Annotated in this window: 19 protein-coding genes; 10 read left to right on the forward strand and 9 right to left on the reverse strand. The window is 36.5% G+C overall.

Annotation, left to right across the window (positions count from 1 at the left end):
- Window position 1 precedes the first annotated feature (1 nt).
- The 6 genes from DSM02_RS09900 to rplT all read left to right on the forward strand — a co-directional run bounded on the left by DSM02_RS09900 (window position 2) and on the right by rplT (window position 5758).
- The gene (locus DSM02_RS09900) at window positions 2–1045 is read left to right on the forward strand and encodes an AAA family ATPase (RefSeq protein WP_128765481.1); all 1044 of its coding nucleotides are present in this window, start codon (window positions 2–4) and stop codon (window positions 1043–1045) included.
- A gap of 5 nt (window positions 1046–1050) precedes the next feature.
- Complete coding sequence (locus DSM02_RS09905; RefSeq protein ID WP_382402990.1) at window positions 1051–2385, forward strand: DUF58 domain-containing protein; 1335 nt, start codon at window positions 1051–1053, stop codon at window positions 2383–2385.
- A gap of 81 nt (window positions 2386–2466) precedes the next feature.
- The gene (gene thrS / locus DSM02_RS09910) at window positions 2467–4413 is read left to right on the forward strand and encodes a threonine--tRNA ligase (RefSeq protein ID WP_128765482.1); all 1947 of its coding nucleotides are present in this window, start codon (window positions 2467–2469) and stop codon (window positions 4411–4413) included.
- Window positions 4414–4435: 22 nt separating this feature from the next.
- On the forward strand, window positions 4436–4987 hold the full coding sequence (gene infC / locus DSM02_RS09915) for a translation initiation factor IF-3 (protein ID WP_128760668.1): 552 nt from the start codon (window positions 4436–4438) through the stop codon (window positions 4985–4987).
- A 119-nt stretch (window positions 4988–5106) separates the two neighbouring features.
- Window positions 5107–5304: a 50S ribosomal protein L35 gene (gene rpmI / locus DSM02_RS09920; protein ID WP_009780460.1), complete on the forward strand. Its 198-nt coding sequence runs from the start codon at window positions 5107–5109 to the stop codon at window positions 5302–5304.
- A gap of 109 nt (window positions 5305–5413) precedes the next feature.
- The gene (gene rplT / locus DSM02_RS09925) at window positions 5414–5758 is read left to right on the forward strand and encodes a 50S ribosomal protein L20 (protein ID WP_128760667.1); all 345 of its coding nucleotides are present in this window, start codon (window positions 5414–5416) and stop codon (window positions 5756–5758) included.
- A gap of 87 nt (window positions 5759–5845) precedes the next feature.
- Here the strand turns inward: rplT and DSM02_RS09930 are convergent, their stop codons facing one another.
- From DSM02_RS09930 to guaA, 3 genes are all read right to left on the reverse strand, one after another.
- Window positions 5846–6250, reverse strand: a complete 405-nt coding sequence (locus DSM02_RS09930) for an OsmC family protein (RefSeq protein ID WP_128765483.1) — start codon at window positions 6248–6250, stop codon at window positions 5846–5848.
- A 3-nt stretch (window positions 6251–6253) separates the two neighbouring features.
- Window positions 6254–8233 (reverse strand): LysM peptidoglycan-binding domain-containing protein, encoded by a 1980-nt coding sequence (locus DSM02_RS09935; protein WP_128765484.1) that lies wholly within the window; start codon window positions 8231–8233, stop codon window positions 6254–6256.
- 81 nt (window positions 8234–8314) lie between these two features.
- Window positions 8315–9847, reverse strand: coding sequence for a glutamine-hydrolyzing GMP synthase (guaA, locus tag DSM02_RS09940; RefSeq protein ID WP_128765485.1), 1533 nt, complete (start codon window positions 9845–9847; stop codon window positions 8315–8317).
- A gap of 397 nt (window positions 9848–10244) precedes the next feature.
- Here guaA and DSM02_RS09945 point away from each other — a divergent pair, with 397 nt between their 5' ends.
- Window positions 10245–10979: an XRE family transcriptional regulator gene (locus DSM02_RS09945; protein ID WP_128765486.1), complete on the forward strand. Its 735-nt coding sequence runs from the start codon at window positions 10245–10247 to the stop codon at window positions 10977–10979.
- A gap of 68 nt (window positions 10980–11047) precedes the next feature.
- Here the strand turns inward: DSM02_RS09945 and DSM02_RS09950 are convergent, their stop codons facing one another.
- From DSM02_RS09950 to DSM02_RS09970, 5 genes are all read right to left on the reverse strand, one after another.
- The gene (locus DSM02_RS09950) at window positions 11048–11929 is read right to left on the reverse strand and encodes an anti-sigma factor (protein ID WP_128765487.1); all 882 of its coding nucleotides are present in this window, start codon (window positions 11927–11929) and stop codon (window positions 11048–11050) included.
- Between the two features lie 115 nt (window positions 11930–12044).
- Window positions 12045–14309 carry an aconitate hydratase gene (locus DSM02_RS09955; protein ID WP_128765488.1) on the reverse strand — a complete coding sequence of 755 codons (2265 nt, stop codon included), beginning with the start codon at window positions 14307–14309 and terminating at the stop codon, window positions 12045–12047.
- 249 nt (window positions 14310–14558) lie between these two features.
- Window positions 14559–15512, reverse strand: a complete 954-nt coding sequence (locus tag DSM02_RS09960) for an AAA family ATPase (RefSeq protein ID WP_128765489.1) — start codon at window positions 15510–15512, stop codon at window positions 14559–14561.
- 3 nt (window positions 15513–15515) lie between these two features.
- Window positions 15516–16940: a peptidylprolyl isomerase gene (locus DSM02_RS09965; protein WP_317128240.1), complete on the reverse strand. Its 1425-nt coding sequence runs from the start codon at window positions 16938–16940 to the stop codon at window positions 15516–15518.
- Entirely contained in the window at window positions 16924–17787 is an 864-nt protein-coding gene (locus DSM02_RS09970; protein ID WP_128765491.1) for a peptidyl-prolyl cis-trans isomerase, read from the reverse strand. Before DSM02_RS09970 ends, DSM02_RS09965 begins: the two co-directional genes overlap by 17 nt.
- Before the next feature lie 201 nt (window positions 17788–17988).
- Here DSM02_RS09970 and DSM02_RS09975 point away from each other — a divergent pair, with 201 nt between their 5' ends.
- The 3 genes from DSM02_RS09975 (at window position 17989) to DSM02_RS09985 (ending at window position 19388) form a co-directional block, all read left to right on the forward strand.
- A complete protein-coding gene (locus tag DSM02_RS09975; protein WP_128765492.1) occupies window positions 17989–18426 on the forward strand; it encodes an SRPBCC family protein in 438 nt (145 codons plus the stop codon).
- 48 nt (window positions 18427–18474) lie between these two features.
- The gene (locus DSM02_RS09980) at window positions 18475–18711 is read left to right on the forward strand and encodes a hypothetical protein (protein WP_128765493.1); all 237 of its coding nucleotides are present in this window, start codon (window positions 18475–18477) and stop codon (window positions 18709–18711) included.
- Window positions 18712–18860: 149 nt separating this feature from the next.
- Entirely contained in the window at window positions 18861–19388 is a 528-nt protein-coding gene (locus tag DSM02_RS09985; RefSeq protein WP_128765494.1) for an OmpH family outer membrane protein, read from the forward strand.
- A gap of 66 nt (window positions 19389–19454) precedes the next feature.
- Here DSM02_RS09985 and guaB read toward each other — a convergent pair whose 3' ends face one another.
- Window positions 19455–20927 (reverse strand): IMP dehydrogenase, encoded by a 1473-nt coding sequence (gene guaB / locus DSM02_RS09990; RefSeq protein WP_128765495.1) that lies wholly within the window; start codon window positions 20925–20927, stop codon window positions 19455–19457.
- Between the last annotated feature and the right edge of the window lie 72 nt (window positions 20928–20999).

The raw sequence follows: 20999 nt of genomic DNA on the forward strand, positions 1-20999 counted from the left end.
GATGGAAGAACATAAAAATCAAGAAAACTTAAATTTGAATCAGGAGCAACCGCAAACGTCGCCTGAACCTTCAGAAAATCTCGAGTTTCAAAATAGAATTCCGCTGGAAGATTTACGCAAAAGTGTAGATGCATTGAAAGCTGAACTCGCAAAGGTGATTGTGGGTCAGCACGAGTTTATAGAACTACTTATTGTAGCCTTACTAACAGACGGTCACGTTCTCATTGAAGGCGTACCGGGCATTGCAAAAACCGTTACGGCCAAGTTATTTGCAAAAACACTCAATACCGCTTTTAGTCGCATTCAGTTTACGCCAGACTTGATGCCAAGTGATGTTTTAGGAACTTCAGTACTGAACATGAAAACCAGTGATTTCGAGTTTAAATACGGTCCTATTTTCTCAAATATCGTGTTAATAGATGAGATCAACCGCGCTCCGGCAAAAACACAAGCTGCACTTTTTGAAGTGATGGAAGAACGTCAGATTACCATTGACGGTCATAAATATGAGTTAGAAAAACCATTTATAGTTTTGGCAACGCAAAACCCCATTGAACAAGAAGGAACCTATGCCCTGCCTGAAGCACAACTAGACCGTTTTCTATTTAAAATAAAGGTTGAATATCCTGATCTTGAAGATGAAATCTTAATTCTTAAAAGTCAGAATGATAGAAAGGGTTCACAGATGGAAGTTGTAAACGCTATTCTATCACCAGAAAAACTTCAGGAATATCGCGATCAAACCCGTCAGATTCTGGTAGAAGAAAAAATACTGAATTACATCGCTTCAATTACGGTTAAATCCAGAACACATCCACATTTGTATTTAGGAGGTTCGCCTCGTGCTTCCTTAGCCATTATGAATTCGGCTAAAGCATTTGCAGCCATAAATGGTCGGGACTTTGTGACCCCGGAAGATGTAAAGAGAGCCGTAACTCCTGTTTTAAGACACCGTGTCATTCTCTCTCCAGAACGTGAGATGGAAGGTATGACGCCAGAAACCGTTATTGAGATGCTTGTTCAATCTGTAGAGGTACCTCGCTAGTGCGCATTATAAACTTCATAAAAAGTCTGTATTTAGGCAAACGCGTATTCTACGTGCTTGCCGTACTTATTGTGCTTTTTTTATTTTCATATTGGGTTCATGTGCTATATCCTGTAGCTTTAGTTGGGTTGTTTCTTTTAGCTATTGCTGCGGTTTTTGACAGCATTTTATTATTTAAAAAGAAAGATGGAATTCTTGCAACTCGGGAGTTACCTGAGAAATTCTCAAACAGTGATCTCAATGAAGTACCCCTGAGTATTCAGAACAAATACGGTTTTAAAATCGCTTACAATATCATTGATGAAATCCCGGTACAATTTCAAAAACGAGATTTTCTCAAATCGGGAAGTATTCCGGCGCGAGCCAAAAAATTGATTATATATCAATTAAGACCTGTTGATCGCGGAGTTTACACATTTGGCAAACTCAATATTTATGTAAGCTCTCCGCTCAATTTTGTAAAACGAAGATTTTCCTTCGGAAAAGATCAGACTGTAAAAGTCTACCCTTCTTTTGTACAAATGAAGAAATATGCCTTTCTGGCTATTGACAATAAACTGACACAATTCGGTCTTAAGAAGATTCGTCGTATTGGTCATACGATGGAGTTTGAGCAAATCAAAGATTATGTGAGCGGTGATGATGTGCGCACGATCAACTGGAAAGCCACGGCAAAACGCGGCAATCTGATGGTTAATCAATTTCAGGACGAAAAATCACAACCGGTTTATTCGATTATAGATGCCAGCCGGGTGATGAAAATGCCTTTTGAAGGGTTAACCTTGCTCGATTATGCCATCAATAGCGCTTTAGCCTTTAGTAATATAGCATTGAAAAAGAATGATAAAACCGGTTTATTGACGTTCAGTAACACGATTCATAATCATCTTGCTGCAAGTAGCAAAAAAACACATCTCAATACAATTTTAGAGGTTTTATATTCAATTAAAACTAATTTTCTGGATAGTGATTTTGGCAGATTGTATGCTGAAGTAAAACGTAAAATCACACATAGAAGTCTTTTATTGCTGTATACTAACTTTGAACACTTGAGTGCTTTAGAGCGTCAACTCCCCTATTTAAAAGGTCTTGCCCAAAAACATGTCTTGGTTGTCATCTTTTTTGAAAATACAGAACTTGATAATCTGATTTCAAAAAAAGCAACCAGCACTCCTGAAATCTATCATAAAACCATTGCTCAAAAAATGGATTATGATAAAAAGCTCATGGTAAAAGAACTTGAGAAACATGGTATACAAGCTGTTTTAACCAAACCTGAAGATCTTTCTGTAAAAACAATCAATAAATATCTGGAGATAAAAGCACGGGGAATTATTTAAGTTTTAAATACCCCGAAATTTTAAATTTTCAATATTCAATTTCTCCCGAAAGCCCTTATATTTGCAGCCTAAATTTTTATTATGATCCAAGTTACTTTGCCAGACGGCAGCGTAAAAGAATTTGAAAGCGGAGCAACACCTTTTGATGTTGCAAACAGTATAAGTGCAGGACTTGCGCGTAATGTTATTTCTGCGAAATACAATAAGCAAACCATAGAAATAACGACCCCACTTACCGAGGACGGTTCTTTGGTATTGTACACTTGGAATGATGATGAAGGTAAAAAAGCATTCTGGCACTCTTCTGCTCACATTTTAGCGCAAGCTTTAGAAGAATTATATCCATGGGTTAAACTAACCATTGGACCGGCCATTGATAAAGGGTTTTACTATGATGTAGATCTTGGTGATCGCTCGTTAAGCGAGAATGACTTCAAAAAGATCGAAGATAAAATGCTTGAAATTGCCCGAGGAAAACATGAGTTTTCTATGCGTAGCGTTTCTAAAGCAGATGCTCTCGAACTTTACAAAAAACAAGAAAATCCATACAAGGTTGAATTGATAGAAAACCTTGAGGACGGCACAATCACCTTTTGCGACCACGATACGTTTACAGATTTATGTCGAGGTGGACACTTACCCAATACCGGTTTTGTAAAAGCAGTTAAGTTGATGAGTGTTGCAGGGGCTTACTGGCGCGGTGATGAAAACAAACCACAACTTACACGTGTTTACGGTATTTCATTCCCAAAACAAAAAGACTTAAAAGAATATTTAGAGCTTCTTGAAGAAGCTAAAAAGAGAGACCATAGAAAATTAGGAAAAGAACTTCAGTTGTTTACTTTTTCTCAAAAAGTAGGTCAAGGTCTGCCATTATGGCTGCCTAATGGTGCCGCTTTGCGCGAACGCTTAGAGAACTTTTTAAAAGCTGCTCAGAAAAAAGCAGGATATGAGATGGTGGTTTCGCCACATATTGGTCAAAAAGAGTTATACGTGACTTCTGGTCACTATGCCAAATATGGTGAAGACAGTTTTCAGCCTATAACTACTCCTGCGGAAGGCGAAGAGTTCTTATTAAAACCTATGAACTGTCCGCATCACTGTGAGATTTACAATGCAAATCAATGGAGTTATCGTGATTTACCAAAGCGTTTTGCAGAATTCGGAACGGTTTATCGTTATGAACAAAGCGGTGAACTTCACGGACTTACACGTGTGCGTGGGTTTACTCAAGATGATGCACACATCTTTTGCACTCCAGATCAGCTCGATGAAGAATTTATGAAAGTAATAGACCTGGTACTTTATGTATTTGGTTCTTTAGGTTTTGAAAACTTTACAGCTCAGGTTTCGTTAAGAGATCCTGAAAACAAAGAGAAATACATCGGTTCTGATGAAAACTGGGCAAAAGCCGAAAACGCAATTATAAATGCAGCAAAAGCTAAAAATCTTAACTATGTTGTAGAAACTGGGGAAGCCGCTTTTTACGGCCCTAAGCTAGACTTTATGGTAAAAGATGCATTAGGTCGCAGCTGGCAGTTAGGAACAATTCAGGTAGATTATAACCTTCCTGAGCGTTTTGAACTGACGTATAAAGGCAGTGATAATGAGGAGCATCGCCCGGTTATGATACACCGTGCACCCTTTGGAAGTATGGAGCGTTTTGTTGCTATTTTATTAGAACATACCGGCGGAAACTTCCCGTTGTGGCTTATGCCAGTACAAGCCAGTGTGTTAACACTCAGTGAAAACTATGAGAATTACGCACAAAATGTATTAACTTTGCTCGAAAATAACGAAGTTCGCGCCACGATAGATGATCGTGGAGAAACCATGGGAAGGAAGATCAGAGAAGCAGAAATGCAAAAAACTCCTTTCATGCTCATAATTGGTGAAAAAGAATCCAATGATGGTACGGTTTCTGTACGTAAACACGGTGGAGAGGATTTAGGAACGATGACAGTTGCAGAATTTGCAGAAATCATCAATACTGAAATCTCCAAGACATTAAAGAAATTTGAAGTTTAATTAAAATTATATAGCCATAGCAATACGTAGAAAAAGATCAAGAGGACCGGCAAGAGTCCAGAAGACAGACCAACACAATATCAACCAAAAAATTCGTGCTCGTGAAGTACGCCTTGTAGGTGATAATGTAGAAATGGGGATATACCCTACTAGCAAAGCACTTGACATCGCTCAAGAGCAAGAACTAGACTTAGTAGAGATCTCTCCTAATGCAGAACCACCTGTTTGTAAGGTGATGGATTATAAGAAATTTGTTTACGAACAAAAGAAGCGTGAAAAAGCAATAAAAGCTAAAGCGTCTAAAGTTGTCGTTAAAGAAATTAGATTTGGTCCTAACACAGATGATCACGACTACGAGTTTAAAAAGAAACATGCTCTAAAGTTTCTTGAAGAAGGAGCAAAGTTAAAAGCTTATGTTTTCTTTAAAGGGCGTTCAATTATTTACAAAGATCAAGGTCAGATTTTGCTACTTCGCTTAGCGCAAGATCTTGAAGAGTATGGTAAAGTTGAGCAGATGCCTAAATTAGAAGGGAAACGTATGATTATGTTTCTTGCACCTAAGAAAACAAAATAAAAGTCTAATAGACTTTTTAAAATATAAATCCCGACCTTTTTTAAAAGGCCGGGATTGTTTTGATAGTAAAAAATCAAGACAAACAGTAATAAGCGGAATAATTAAATAAACTAGGAATTATGCCTAAAATGAAAACAAAAGGCAGTGCTAAAAAGCGTTTTAAGCTTACAGGTACTGGTAAAATCAAAAGAAAGCACGCGTTTAAGAGTCACATCTTGACTAAAAAGTCTAAGAAACGTAAGCTAGCGTTAACTCACGATACTTTGGTACACAAAGCTGACGAGAATAACGTGAAAATTATGTTACGTCTTAAATAGGAACGTAACCGGTTCAATTATTTTATAAACCCTGGAGTTGGGCAAAACGAAAATATAAGAGTTTTAAAAGTGGTGCTTGTCACCCGCCTGCTACAAAAACAATTAAATTATGCCAAGATCAGTAAATTCAGTTGCTTCTAGAGCCCGTAGAAAAAAGGTGATGAAGCAAGCCAAAGGTTACTTTGGAAGACGTAAAAACGTCTACACAGTTGCAAAAAATGCGGTTGAAAAGGCTATGCTTTATGCATACCGTGACCGTCGTCAAAAGAAAAGAAACTTCCGTGCACTATGGATTACTCGTATTAATGCGGGTGCTCGCATGCATGGGATGTCTTATTCACAGTTTATGGGCAAAGTTAAAGCTGCAAACATCGAACTTAACCGTAAGGTATTAGCAGATTTAGCAATGAATCACCCAGAAGCTTTTGAAGCAATCGTAAGTAAAGTAAAATAAGGCTAACGCCTAATTAATTAACAATACTCCGCTTATAAACAAAAAGCCCGATCGTTTAATCGGGCTTTTTCATTTTATGCTACATAACTACTTCCAATTAAAGATTACCGCTTTTTCCATATCAGGATGCAGACTATTTAATACAGGACACGTTTTGGCTGTGTTTTCAAGAATCTTTCGGTCTTTATCGTTATGAACTCCTTGCAAGTTTAATTCAATTTCTATACGAGCGATTCTGCGGGGTTCTGCATTCATAATTTTAGTCACAGATGCTGTTGAACCTTTAAGTTCTACTCCGTCTAATTGGGCTGCTTTTATACCCATTACTGTAAGCATACAACTCGCTAATGCAGTAGCTACTGTATCTGTAGGAGAAAAAGCTTCTCCCTTACCATTGTTGTCAGTTGGAGCATCCGTAATAAATTTATCCCCAGATTTGAGATGCTCCCATTCCGTTCTTAGATCACCTAAATAAACAACTCTACTAGTCATATTTTAATCTTTTAAAAATAAAGACGATGAAGATTCAGCCGGAATCTCAACTACTATTTCTTCCAGATCCTGACCATATTTTAAAATATATGCAGCTGTATTAAAATACCCTGCTGATACCGGATCCTGAATATAATTAAATTTATTCTCAACATACTCAGTACTGTATCCTGCATCTGCTGCATCATATAAACTTTCTGATGCGGCTAATCGCAATAAAGTATCAAAAGTTATGTCATAACCTCTTACCGCATAACTGCTAGGAATATAACCGTATTTTCTTTCGTAAGCTTCAATAAACGACTTCTGACCAGCCCCATAAGCTCTGTCTACAGAAGGAAAGTGAAAGTTCAACTTCATCAGTGTAATATTAGAAACATCATCACTTTCATAAGCTGAACCCTTATTGGTAGTCATCAAGGTGATCTTTCTATTTTCTGATATTTGTGTTGATAAACTCGTCGTTACATTACTAATTAAAGCAATATCGTTAGTCTCAAGAATCACCCAATTATCTATAGTTTGAGATAATTTTGCCGTAAGATCACTAGCTCTCAAATACGAGCCATTATCTGATGATTTAGGAAATACAACCTTAGCATCAGGATACATGGCTAAAACCTCATTCTTAATACTCTGGTTTTTTGAATCAGCTATAACAACTATATTCTTGCCTTTACCCTGTAATTTTATGTACCGAAGCATTTCTTGTTTTAAAATCTCATCATCTGGTCTTGACTGAAACATATTAGAACTCATCGCTACATTAGGAACAATTGGAGATACAACTGGAATAGAACGACCTTTAAGAAGCTGACTTGCCTTTTCTACGTTTGAAGTTAGAAGCGGGCCCACAACAGCATTCATTTTTGAAAAGTCATTGCTGTTGATTAGATTTTCAATTTTACGATCATTCCCCGCTTTACCATCTCCTCGAGCATATTGTGTATCGTAGACATAAAGATTTGAAGAAATACCTAAAGCTTTAGCAGAATCTATCGCCATAAGAGCTCCGCTGTAAAAGTCTAAGGCGATATTCATTACACGATCTTTTTTAATCACAGATTTACGCACATCAGCCGTATCAATTTCTGTTTTACCTAGATTAAAAGGAAGCATCAACGCAATATTCTTGGTTGACCTGTTTGTCAAATTATCAGCAAGCTTTATTGCACCACCGTTTACAGTTACAGCTGTTTCGGAACCCAATTTAGATTTAGGTAATTTGAGAATCATTCCACTTTTAAGACCATCTTCAAGAGCGGGATTAAGCGTTATCAATTCTGCTTTTGTCATATCCCATCTTTGGGTTAGTCTAAACAAGTTTTCTTTTGGCTTTACCTCATAAAATCCAAATATACTGTCTTCTAAAACAGCATCTTTTGCATAAGATTTATCCGGCACATTGATAATATCACCTATCTGCAAACCATCTTCTATACCAGGATTCATCATCTCAAGTTCTGCTATGGTAATTCCATACATTGAAGCTAAACCATATTTAGTTTCTTTAGGCTTAACGATATGTTTTCTATTAGTAACAGCAGGTTTAGCCGTCTCATCAACCACTACTGTTTCGGTATTAGGAAGTTTTACGATCTCACCATTTCTCAATTCGGCACTATACAAATGCTTATTATAGCGTTTTATCTCAGATTCTGAAATATTATATTTTTTTGAAAGACTATACAAGGTCTCCCCTTTTGCAACTGTATGCAATATATATTTACCATCAGCACTTATTTCTGAACCACCAGGAACAGATTTACCTCCCGGAAGGATAAGCACCAATCCCGGATAAAGATTTCCCTTAGCTTCAGGATTTAAGCGATAAATCTCATAAACGGTGACATTATACTTATTAGCAATACTGGAAACAGTCTCGCCATCGCGCACCTGATGACTTGCATATTTTTGTTGACCTATACTTGAACAACTGAATACAACAAATATAAAAACGAATAAAATGGTGATGTTTTTCATTGTGGTTATTTTTTAAACCAATACCTCATAAAACTATGAGGTATTGGTTTGAAAATGATTTTGTAAAATTAAAAATTCAGTTTATTCCCACTCAATAGTTGCCGGTGGTTTTGAACTGATGTCATAGACTACTCTATTAACGCCTTTAACCTTATTTATTATATCATTTGAGGTCTTTTGCAGAAAATTATAAGGAAGGTTTACCCAATCTGCAGTCATACCATCTGTACTTTCTACAGCTCTAAGTGCAACACATTTCTCATAAGTACGCTCATCTCCCATCACACCGACTGAATCAACTGGTAATAACATAGCGCCAGCCTGCCAAACCTGATCATAAAGACCCCATTCACGCAAACCGTTAATAAAGATCGCATCAACTTCTTGAAGAATACGCACTTTTTCTGGTGTGATATCTCCCAAAATTCTAATCGCAAGCCCAGGTCCAGGGAATGGATGTCTACCCAATAAAGTTGGACTCATATCCATACTGGCACCTACACGCCTTACTTCATCTTTAAAAAGCATACGAAGCGGCTCTACCACTTTAAGCTTCATAAAATCTGGTAAACCACCTACATTATGATGTGATTTTATAGTTGCTGAAGGACCTCCTGTTGCAGAAACAGATTCTATAACATCAGGATAAATTGTTCCTTGCGCCAACCATTTAGCATCTTCTACCATATGCGCTTCATCATCAAAAACTTCGATAAAGACACGACCTATAGTTTTTCTTTTTTCTTCTGGATCACTTTTACCGGCAAGAGCGTCTAGAAAACGTGCCGAAGCATCAACCCCTTTCACGTTTAGGCCCATTCCCTCATATTGTTTCAACACATCGTGAAACTCGTTTTTACGAAGCAAACCGTTATTTACAAAAATACAGTGTAGATTTTTTCCTATGGCTTTATGCAGTAACATCGCAGCTACAGAGCTGTCAACACCTCCAGAAAGGCCAAGAATTACTTTGTCTGTACCTATTTTCTTTTTTAATTCTGCAACTGTAGTGTCTACAAAAGTATCTGGAGTCCAGCTTTGTTCAACTTTTGCGATATTGATTAAGAAATTCTCTAATATTTTTTTTCCATCTGTTGAATGATAGACCTCAGGGTGAAACTGAATTGCATACGTCTCTTCACCACCTATACGATATGCTGCATTTTCTACATCGTGCGTACTGGCTAATCTCACAGAGCCTTCCGGCAGAGCCTTTATCGTATCACTGTGACTCATCCACACCTGGCTACCTACTTCTACACCCTCAAAAAACGGTTCACTCTCCTTTATCATCGAAAGATTTGCCCGCCCATACTCACGGGTATTAGACTGACCAACTTCTCCTCCATGGAAATGAGCCAGATATTGTGCCCCATAGCAAACACCTAGTAAAGGCTTTACACCTCGTATCTTAGAAAGATCTGGATGCGGCGCATTTTCAGCACGAACTGATGATGGAGATCCGGAAAGAATTACAGCTTTATAACTGTTTAAATCTTCAGGTAAATTATTAAATGGTTTTATTTCGCAGAAAATATTGAGTTCCCGTATGCGTCTTGCAATTAACTGGGTATACTGCGAACCGAAATCTAGAATGAGTACGTTATTTTGCATAGGCAAAAATAGCATTTCTATCTATTTTCAGTAAGTCAAAAATCATTCTTATTTTCACATTTAATAAACAATTTTTAAGGGAGCAGAAAATTCACTTTACTACTTCAACTTCTTAAAATATATTAGAATTAATTTAAACTAAATTAGACATTTTACATCCTAAAATCGACTAAATGCTTCTATGTTGATATTTTAAAAAGTATCATCCTACACTAAATACAAACCACATACTATTAATCATTTACATTTTTAATAATATAGTTAAGGATTTGATACTTATACACTCTAAATTTCTTAATAAGCTAATAATCAACTAAAAATATAATTATCAGCAATATATCAGAGTTTAATTTTTATATTTGAACAAATTAGATGTTCCCTAAACCTAATCTATAAAATGTCTATATCAAAACAACTTAAAGCGCTCAGAGAAAAGACTTCTTTGTCTCAAAAGAAAGTTGCCGAAGAGCTCGGTATTACTCAAGGTGCCTATTCCTTAATTGAAAATGGGCAAAACTCTATCACTACAGAACATTTACTTACACTAAGCAGACTTTATAGTGTTCCTACAGATCGCATTTTAAAAGGCTCTCATAATTCTATAATGATGAGCTCTACAAATGGATTTGTACCACTTATCAACGTTGAAGCGAGAGCTGGTTTTATCGAAAATCGCGACAATGAACAGTGGATGTCTACTTTAGACATGTTTAAGCTTCCGGGTTATGAACCTGCTCAAGGTCAAAAACTTTTTGAAGTTGAAGGTGATAGCATGATGCCTACGCTAATGCACGGTGATATATTGATCACACAGCATACAGAAGACCTCTCTGAAATATTAGATGGTTCTGTGGCAGTTATAGTTACTACAAAATCTGTATTGACTAAACGTATTAAAAAAGACCTTCCTAACAATGCTATTATTTTAATTAGTGATAATAGCAAGTATGAGAGTATAAGCTATGATCTAGAAAATATTCTAGAAATCCTTATTGTAAGGGGTAAAATCACAAGTTCGCTCAATGTTGTAGACATGGATGCTAATAAGCGTGTACAGCATTTAGAGAACCAAGTTGATAAGTTACAAAGCGATATGAGTAAACTCATAGAGAAAATAAATAAACTGGTTTAAAACCTCAGTTTTCTTCAAAAAAATCCGGTCTGAAATAGACCGGATTTTTCATTTAATTTAAATCTTAATTAGCCTTTAGTAACGCGACCTACAGGAAATGATGCCGTATTTATCTGCATTTTATTTGTAACTTCAGAACCAGCTTCTTCTGTAATAGTACCAGTCAAAGGTCTTAAAACAAAAGGCTTTGTTTCATCATTATCAGGATTTGGCTCTATGGTAATAAATGCCTTTCTTCCTAAAAGATTTGGTGCAGTATTTATACCATACAATTGAGAAAGTAAGCTGACATTTATAAAATCTTCTCCCGGAAAATCTGGAGCTGGATTGATATTACGACTAAATACATCTGTTTCATCAGCATTATTTACATTAGTAAACTTCCCTGTTGAAACATTAACATCGCCGCTTGCTCCCTGTAATGTAACCCATCCTTCGTATTTCCAACCAGAAGGAAGTGTTGGTAATTTAAGACCAGGCTGCCCTGTTGAAGGTACATACCAGTAAAGTCCACTATTTTCATTTGTAGTTACATCGTCTGTGGGTGTTTGTAATACAAATTGTCCAGAAGCAGTTGTATAAGAACCAAAGGTATCAGTAACATCAACAGTTGCTGCATTACCAACAAAATCACCACTAAGTATAATAGACTGACTAATTTCTGAACTTGGATCATTGCCCGGCTCAATACTCAGTACAAAACCCACAGCGTCATCAACTTGCCCAGTTAACGCCTGAAAAGTCTTTGGGAAATCTACATCTGTAAATCTACCCAGAGACACAAGATTTGTACCTGTTACCAACCAAGCCTGATATTCTGCCCCAGAATCTAGTCGTTCTAATCCTGAAATATCAACAGTTACATCAGATCGATCTACCGAATCATCTCCTGAACAAGAAGCAAAAAAGATAGCAGCAAATAATATTGTTAATAGATTAAGTTTTTTCATAAAAAATTTTTTAAGTTGTTTCAAATTTATAAACGCAAATAGCGTGCAAAAATTTCAATAAAAAAACCAAACCGCCCTAAAGCGGTTTGGTTTTAATAAATATTTAGTAAAACGCTTAGGCGTTTTGCTTTTTGATCAAGTTTAAAGCAGAACCTTCTCTATACCATGCGATTTGCGCATCGTTATATGTATGATTTGCCATAATTGTATCTTTACTTCCATCTGCGTGAGTAACTTCAATAGTTAAAGGCTTATCCGGAGCAAATTCTTCGATATCAACAAAACTGAATGTATCATCCTCCTGAATCAAATCATAATCATTTTCGTTATCAAAAGTCAACCCTAACATTCCTTGCTTTTTAAGATTTGTTTCATGTATACGAGCAAAAGACTTAACTAAAACCGCTGCAACACCTAAGAAACGAGGTTCCATAGCTGCATGTTCACGAGAAGAACCTTCACCATAATTATGGTCTCCCACTACAATAGTTTTAATTCCCTTAGCCTTGTATTCACGCTGTGTATCTGGTACACCTCCAAATTCTCCTGTCAACTGATTTTTAACGAAATTCGTTTTCTTATTATAAGCATTTACAGCACCAATAAGACAGTTGTTCGAAATATTATCTAAGTGACCTCTATATCGTAACCAAGGCCCAGCCATTGAAATGTGATCTGTAGTACACTTACCAAAAGCTTTGATAAGCAACTTAACCTCTTTTAATTCTGAATCCTGAATGGGTGTAAAAGGCTCTAATAATTCTAAACGTTCACTATCTTCTGCAACTTTAACCTCTACGGAACTACCATCTTCAGTAGGTGCAAGATACCCATTCTCATCAACAGCAAAGCCTTTTGGCGGAAGTTCAAGACCTACAGGAACATCTAATTTCACCTGCTCTCCATCCTCGTTCAATAACGTGTCTGTCATAGGATCAAAATCTAAACGACCCGAAATAGCTATTGCTGCAACCATTTCTGGAGATCCTACGAAAGCATGCGTATTAGGATTACCATCAGCACGTTTTGAGAAGTTACGGTTGAAAGAATGAACAATTGTATTTTTCTCTTCACCCTTGCGGTCACTACGATCCCACTGACCAATACAAGGACCACAGGCATTTGTAAATATAGTAGCACCTAAATTTTCGAAAACTTCTAATAAACCATCTCGCTCAGCTGTAAATCTAATCTGCTCAGAACCCGGGTTGATACCAAAATCACTCTTAGGTTTTAATTTTTTATCTATAGCCTGTTGGGCAATTGAAGCAGCTCTAGACAAATCTTCGTAAGAAGAGTTTGTACAAGAACCTATAAGCCCCCAATCTACTTTGAGAGGCCAGTCATTTTCAGCAGCTTTCTTTCCTAATTCTCCTACTGGGGTAGCAAGATCTGGAGTAAAAGGACCATTAAGGTGTGGACGTAATTCTGAAAGGTTAATTTCAATAACTTCATCAAAGTATTGCTCAGGATTAGCATACACTTCATCATCTCCAGTTAAATACTCTTTAATTTCATTTGCAGCATCTGCAACATCAGCACGGTCTGTAGCACGTAAGAAACGCTCCATAGACTCGTCATAGCCAAATGTTGACGTGGTAGCACCTATCTCTGCCCCCATATTACAAATGGTACCTTTTCCTGTCGCAGAAAGATTTTTAGCTCCAGGGCCAAAATATTCTACAATAGCACCCGTTCCACCTTTTACAGTAAGAATACCAGCTACCTTAAGAATAACATCTTTAGAAGCAGTCCATCCATTCAACTCACCGGTTAACTTAACACCTATTAGCTTAGGGAATTTAAGTTCCCAAGGCATACCTGCCATCACATCTACTGCATCAGCGCCACCTACACCTATAGCAACCATACCAAGACCACCAGCATTTACCGTATGACTATCTGTACCTATCATCATTCCTCCCGGGAATGCATAGTTTTCTAAAACCACTTGATGAATAATACCCGCACCCGGTTTCCAGAAACCAATACCGTATTTATTAGAAACAGATTCTAAGAAATCAAAAACCTCATTACTGGTTTCATTTGCTCTTTTTAAATCTTTTTTAGCGCCCTGCTTTGCCTGAATCAAGTGATCACAATGTACTGTAGTAGGTACAGCAACATTTTTTTTACCCGCTTGCATAAATTGTAATAACGCCATCTGAGCTGTAGCATCCTGACAAGCAATACGATCTGGAGCAAAATCTACATAGTCCTTACCACGTACAAATGCTCTATCGGTTTTACCATCCCAAAGGTGAGAGTATAATATTTTTTCTGCCAGTGTTAAAGGCTTACCTGTAATTTCGCGAGCAGCGTCTACACGCTCTGCAACTTTACTGTAAACCGATTTGATCATATCAATATCAAATGCCATATCTAAGTTTTAGTTAAATGAATTTGTAATTTACATACGCTCGAAAGCGGCTTTAAAATTACGAAAAAGCGTAGAAAATATGAAGCCTAAACATAGATTAAGGCTATATCTCTATAAAAGCTAAATTTATTGCAAATACAACTAATAATATATCGATTTCGTTGCTTAATTATGATAATTAGTTAGTTACAAACCGGATGTTATTAAAAAACTCTTCTAAAACATTATTTAGAGTCCTTCTATATTAGTTTATAATAAGCTATTTATAATTTTATTAAGGGTTAAGCCTTCTGCCTCAGCTTTGTAGTTCTTGAGCAATCTATGCCCTAGTATTCCCTGCGCCACCGCTTGTACATCTTCAATATCTGGTGAATATTTACCGTTTATAGCTGCGTGAGTTTTAGCAGCAAGAATTAAATTTTGAGATGCTCGTGGGCCTGCTCCCCAATCAATATAATCTTTTACAAGTCGTGGAGCTTCTTGAGAATCTGGTCTGGTTTTTCCTACCAAAGCAACAGCATATTCAATTACATTATCAGCCACAGGAATCCTACGAATTAACTGTTGATAATTCACAATTTCTTCCGCAGAAAACAAAGAATTAGTAATCACATTATTGTTTGAAGTTGTAGCTTTTACAATAGCAACTTCTTCTTCATAAGAAGGGTATCCTAAATTAATAGCAAACATAAAGCGGTCTAATTGAGCTTCAGGTAATGGGTAAGTACCCTCCTGCTCTATAGGATTTTGAGTCGCTAATACAAAGTATGGCTTATCTAAAGGATATTGCTTACCAGCAACCGTAACTGCCTTCTCTTGCATTGCTTCAAGTAAAGCTGCCTGTGTTTTAGGAGGCGTACGGTTTATCTCATCTGCAAGAATAATATTTGCAAAAACAGGACCTTTTAAGAACTTAAAATTACGAGACTCATCTAAGATTTCTGCTCCTACAATATCACTGGGCATTAAGTCTGGCGTAAACTGTATACGCTTAAAATCTAGACCCAAAGCTTGAGCAATGGTATTTACCATCAAGGTTTTTGCGAGTCCCGGCACTCCTATTAAGAGTGCATGACCACCAGAGAATATTGAAATTATAATTTGATCAACAACTTCTTCCTGACCTATAATTACTCTGGATATTTCCTTTTTTAAATCCTGATAACGGGTGACCAGTGCATCAATCGCTTTTGCGTCTGACATAGATTATTTTTTTAACCAGTTGCTACTATACTCGCAATTTCTAAAATCTCCATTTAATTTGATATAGGTCTCAGCAATTTTTTCGTCTTGCCATTTTTCGATGGCTTTTATACGCTTAGCTTGTAGCGCAAAGTTTTTAATCTTCACATAATCAATTGCAAAATCTGCTTCGTGTTCTTCTATTCGATCTGAAACAGTATAGATCTCATAGCGCGTTTTACCAGTACGAGTTGGGTTATTAAAGGCAATAGAAATCTCGCCTTCTTTCAAGTTTTGAACTTTAGGATACAATTCTGGAGGTAAGTTTTTAAGCTCAAACATACGGTCTTGAGTTACCGGATTTATCATAATACCACCATCACTAGCGGTTTCTTTTTCGTCAGAAAATTCTTTTGCAGCTTCAGCAAACGTAATTTCACCAGCTTCAATACGTGCTTTTAATTTCTGAATTTTGTCTTTTGCAGCATTTTCTGCTTCAGGTGTTACTTTAGGTATTCTAAGTATGTGTCGTAAATCAATTTTCTGACCGCGAATTTTTTCTACCTTAATGATATGATAACCAAATTCAGTTTCAAATGGCTTACTCACTTCTCCTTCCTGAAGGCTAAAAGCTACATCTCTAAATTCTTTTACAAATTGAGATTTACGATCTACATCTCTTATCAAACCACCATCGCCACGAGTAGACTCATCTTCTGACCAAAGCACTGCCTTTGTAGCAAAACTGCTACCGTTTTCTACAATGTCATTGCGATAACCATTAAGTTGCTCAATCACTTTATCTTTTTCTTCTTGAGGAACTTCCGGAATAACTTGAATTTTTGAAATTTCTAATTCTACTCCAAATTGTGGCAAACCATCTTCTTCTAATTGCTTGTAGTATGATCTAATTTCTTCCGGGGTAACTTCAATCTCTTCAACAATTGTTTGCTGCATGGCTTTAGCCAACTCCTGATTTCTATTCAAATCAAAAAGCTCTTTTTTAAGGTCACTCATTTTTTCCTTACGGTAAAACTTAAGCACTTTCTCTTCAGAACCTAATTGATTAGTGAAATAATCTATTTGCTGTTGGGTATATGAACGTACCTGATCTTCGTTAATGGTCACACTATCTACAACCGCGTGATGTGCATACAGCTTATCTTCCATAAGCTTATCTATAACTTTACAGTTAGAAAGATCCTGACCTTCTACTTCCTGCTGCTTCAAAGACTCTATAGCTTGCTGTATGTCGCTCTCTAAAATCACATACTCTCCTACAACAGCTGCAACACCATCTACCTTAAACGTAGTACCAGTAGTTAAAGGCTTATCATCAGCCTGAGCTGTTTCTTCTTTAACACTAGTATCTATGATTTCTTGTGCATTTAATCCTGCACTTACACCACAAAAGACAAGCAGTGTAAACGCTTTAGTTATAAAGTTCAAATTGTTTGTTTTTAATTGCATCCTTAGTAATATCCTTTTCTAATTGTTTAATCAATTCTAATTTTCTTCGGTTAAGAAGAATTTGTTTTACCGTTGGCAAAACATAGCTTAATGGTGCGTCATCATTACGATCTAGACGATCTTTAATAGCGATCAAATATAATCCTAATGAATCACGCAGTTGTAAAAAATCAGTTTTATTTAATAAGCGGCTGCTGTTGTCAATTGTCACCGGAGGGATTTTAGCAATCACTTTATCAAGACTGACCCAAGTACTGTCGTTCAAGTATTGCGCCTTAAACTGTACAGAAATTGAATCTAAATATCTTTTATCCTCATTATCAAATCGTGTAAACCTCTTTTTTATTTCTTCTATATTATAATCTGTATCACTCATCTCAAGAAATCTAAACTTGAGTAAAGATTCATTCAGCTTAAAATTTTCTTTGTTCTCATCATAGAAGAGTGAAGCTTCAGTATCTGTAATTGTACTATCTAAACTACGTGCAACCAGAGCATCTTTATAAGCTTGAGCATACAAATCGAGTTCATATTGATCTACCAGTTTATTCAATCGATCTTGTTCATCCAGAGTGATATTCCGCTGTGCGTTATTCATCAATAAACGCTGTGTAGCCCATCGATTTATATAACTGTTTACAATAGTTGTACTATCATCTGCATTCATATCAGATGTTACCAGCTTTGCAATATCTTCTTTATACAAATAATGATCTCCCACGCGAGCTACAGGAACACCCGCAGGAGCCTTAGACCCAAGTAAATCACAAGACACCAGCAAGACTGACATCAGAGCAACTAGCAAATACTTTAAGGTGTTTGACATAAATGATTTTACTTTCAGCTTCAAGAACACGTTAAAGACGGCTCTCTTTACTTAATGTTGCATAAACTTTAAGGTTTGCAAAATTACATATAATATAGGAGAATTAAGACTCGCTGATAGTTCAGACTTATTCAAGTATTTTTAAATTTAAATTCTAAGCAAACTAATATGCAATAACTTTAAAAACCTGAATTTTAAGCTGTGCAATACACTAAAAAAATTATTATAGATCTACCTCTCGAGAAAACGGTAGCGCTTATGGACAACCTTCAGAATTTAAAAAAATGGCAAAAAGGTCTTAAAGAAGCTAAAGTTATTCAAGGAAAATTTGGAGAAAAAGGTGCTAAAACAGAATTAAAATATGACTTCGGGAAGCGCAAAATGACTTTAATCGAAACAATTCTGGAAACAGATATGCCACATTCTCTAGTAGCGGAGTACACTACAAAGAATGTTTATAATATTCAGCGGAACACTTTTGAAGTCACACAGGACGGAAAAACAATCTGGATCTCTGAAAGTGAATTTAAGTTTGAAGGTTTTGCAATGAAAACAATCGGTTTTCTAATGTCTGGAGCATTTAAAAAGCAGTCCCTAAAATATATGCGAGACTTTAAGAACTTTGTAGAAAACCAGTAAGAAATCATAAGTTAGTTTAAATTGGCATACTCATTGAATTAGAATATTATGGAAAAGAAAATAAAACTCATTTGGGATTTCAGAGGACATGATGCTCAAAAAATTGCAGAGCATCACGAGATTCATCTAACCGATTATAAAAAAGCCCATAATCTTAATAAAAGTGCAACTGGTGTAGAAACTAAGAGTCCTTTGTATACCATAGCTTATTTAACGGTGTTACAAAGTGAAATGCCTGCAGTAAGAGATGCTTTAAAACCACATCGGGGAGAATTTTGTGATTGAGAAGCCTTTATCAGACCTTATTTAAAGTTGATGTTAAAAAAATACTTTGATAGCTCAAGTGCTTTTTTATCTTTGTCCGTAATTTTTTAAAATATTTAAATAATTAAGTAGAATTAATTGCCTGTTCAAAAAGGCTAAACAAAAAACAAATGAAGAAATTATTTTTACCAGTAGTAGCTTTTTTAATAAGTTTTACAGGGCTTGCACAATCTAAAGTAGGAACAATAGACAGCGATCTTGTTATCTCTAGTCTTAACGAAGTAGCACAAGTGCAAAAAGATCTTGAAACTTACGGAGCAGATCTTGACAAACAATTTAAAGACCTAGTAGCTAAATACCAAACATCAGTTAAGGCATATCAAGATGTTGAAGCAACTGCTTCTGAAGAGGATAAAAAAGCTAAGCAAGAAGAAATTGTAGGCATGGAGCAAGATCTTCAACGTTTTAGACAAAATTCTCAAGGTCTTATTCAAATCAAACAAAACGAACTGATGCAGCCTTTATACCAGAAAGTTGGTCAAGCTTTAAATGAAGTTGCTCAAGAGCAAAACTATTCTCAAGTACTTACTTTAAATGCAGGAGTAGCTTATTTTGACCCTGCTTTAGATCTTACTCAGGCAGTAGCAGATAAATTAGGGGTAACCTTACAGCAACCTGAACAACAAACAGGAAACTAATATTGCACACACTATTACAAAAAAAAAGGGAGCCAAGCGGCTCCCTTTTTTTATATAATTCTAAGACTACCTACTGTAATTAGGAGATTCTTTTGTAATGGTTACATCGTGTGGATGACTTTCGTGGATACCACTCGAAGTGATTTTTACAAAACGTCCATTTTCTTTTAAGGCATTAATGTCTTTAGCACCACAATACCCCATACCTGCACGTAGACCACCTATAAACTGATGCACACTTTCATACAACTCTCCTTTATAAGGAACACGACCTACAATACCTTCTGGTACTAATTTTTTGATATCGTCTTCTACATCTTGAAAATAACGATCTTTAGATCCTGTTTTCATCGCTTCAACAGAACCCATACCACGGTAAGTCTTGTATTTTCTTCCTTCGTAAATAATAGTTTCTCCCGGAGATTCTTTAGTACCTGCTAAAAGTGAACCAAGCATTACACAGTCTGCTCCTGCTGCGATAGCTTTAGGAATATCTCCTGTATATCTAATACCGCCATCTGCTATAACAGGAACCCCTGTTCCTTTTAAAGCTGCTCCAACTTCAAGAACTGCACTAAATTGTGGAAATCCTACACCAGCAACAACTCGAGTTGTACAAATAGAACCGGGACCAATACCTACTTTTACAGCATCTGCACCAGCTTCAACTAAATATTTTGCAGCATCTGCCGTTGCGATGTTTCCTACAACAACATCTAATTCAGGGAATTTTTCCTTAACACTTTTTAAAACATGTACAACACCTTGTGTATGACCGTGAGCAGTATCTATAACAACTGCATCAACTCCTGCATTTACCAATGCTTCTACACGCTCTACCGCATCTCCAGTAACACCTACAGCGGCAGCAACACGCAAACGACCATAAGTATCCTTATTAGCAATTGGTTTCTGGGTTAATTTGGTTATATCTCTAAAAGTAATTAAGCCTATTAGCTTATTATCATCTGTAACTACAGGAAGTTTTTCAATTTTATTCTCTTGAAGAATTACTTCTGCTTGTCCCAAAGAGGTTCCTTCTGCAGTAGTAATTAAATTTTCTGAAGTCATCACTTCAATAATCGCACGCTCATTGTCTTTCTCAAAACGCAAATCTCTGTTGGTGACAATTCCTTCTAAGCGGCCTTCACTGTCTACAATTGGTATTCCGCCAATGCTGTGCTCAGCCATCAGGCGCTTAGCGTCTTTTACTTTAGCATCAGATTTTAGCGTAACAGGATCTATGATCATACCACTTTCTGCACGTTTTACACGACGAACCTTTACCGCTTGCTGAGCAATGGTCATATTCTTGTGTAATACACCAATTCCTCCCTCACGAGCTATGGCAATTGCCATACTTGATTCAGTAACGGTATCCATCGCTGCAGATACAATAGGAACGTTAAGTGTTATATTTCTTGAAAATTTAGACTGAATATTGACTTCACGAGGAAGTACTTCTGAATAAGCAGGAACTAAGAGTACGTCATCGTAGGTAAGACCTTCTCCAAGTATTTTTGTTTCGTGTGCTGTCATTGCAATTAGGATTTAATTGCGTGCAAATATACTGCTAAAATCTTAAAAACTTTCCTTTTAATTGTTTTAAAA

It is taken from the genome of Leeuwenhoekiella polynyae (assembly GCF_004104075.1).
GTDB classification, from domain to species: domain Bacteria; phylum Bacteroidota; class Bacteroidia; order Flavobacteriales; family Flavobacteriaceae; genus Leeuwenhoekiella; species Leeuwenhoekiella polynyae.

Bases quoted from the DNA above. Each gene is read 5' to 3' on its own strand.
- DSM02_RS09900 (WP_128765481.1), top strand. From the start codon at position 2: ATGGAAGAACATAAAAATCAAGAAAACTTAAATTTGAATCAGGAGCAA.
- thrS (WP_128765482.1), top strand. From the start codon at position 2,467: ATGATCCAAGTTACTTTGCCAGACGGCAGCGTAAAAGAATTTGAAAGC.
- rpmI (WP_009780460.1), top strand. From the start codon at position 5,107: ATGCCTAAAATGAAAACAAAAGGCAGTGCTAAAAAGCGTTTTAAGCTT.
- rplT (WP_128760667.1), top strand. From the start codon at position 5,414: ATGCCAAGATCAGTAAATTCAGTTGCTTCTAGAGCCCGTAGAAAAAAG.
- DSM02_RS09930 (WP_128765483.1), bottom strand. From the start codon at position 6,250: ATGACTAGTAGAGTTGTTTATTTAGGTGATCTAAGAACGGAATGGGAG.
- DSM02_RS09935 (WP_128765484.1), bottom strand. From the start codon at position 8,233: ATGAAAAACATCACCATTTTATTCGTTTTTATATTTGTTGTATTCAGT.
- guaA (WP_128765485.1), bottom strand. From the start codon at position 9,847: ATGCAAAATAACGTACTCATTCTAGATTTCGGTTCGCAGTATACCCAG.
- DSM02_RS09945 (WP_128765486.1), top strand. From the start codon at position 10,245: ATGTCTATATCAAAACAACTTAAAGCGCTCAGAGAAAAGACTTCTTTG.
- DSM02_RS09950 (WP_128765487.1), bottom strand. From the start codon at position 11,929: ATGAAAAAACTTAATCTATTAACAATATTATTTGCTGCTATCTTTTTT.
- DSM02_RS09955 (WP_128765488.1), bottom strand. From the start codon at position 14,309: ATGGCATTTGATATTGATATGATCAAATCGGTTTACAGTAAAGTTGCA.
- DSM02_RS09960 (WP_128765489.1), bottom strand. From the start codon at position 15,512: ATGTCAGACGCAAAAGCGATTGATGCACTGGTCACCCGTTATCAGGAT.
- DSM02_RS09970 (WP_128765491.1), bottom strand. From the start codon at position 17,787: ATGTCAAACACCTTAAAGTATTTGCTAGTTGCTCTGATGTCAGTCTTG.
- DSM02_RS09980 (WP_128765493.1), top strand. From the start codon at position 18,475: ATGGAAAAGAAAATAAAACTCATTTGGGATTTCAGAGGACATGATGCT.
- DSM02_RS09985 (WP_128765494.1), top strand. From the start codon at position 18,861: ATGAAGAAATTATTTTTACCAGTAGTAGCTTTTTTAATAAGTTTTACA.
- guaB (WP_128765495.1), bottom strand. From the start codon at position 20,927: ATGACAGCACACGAAACAAAAATACTTGGAGAAGGTCTTACCTACGAT.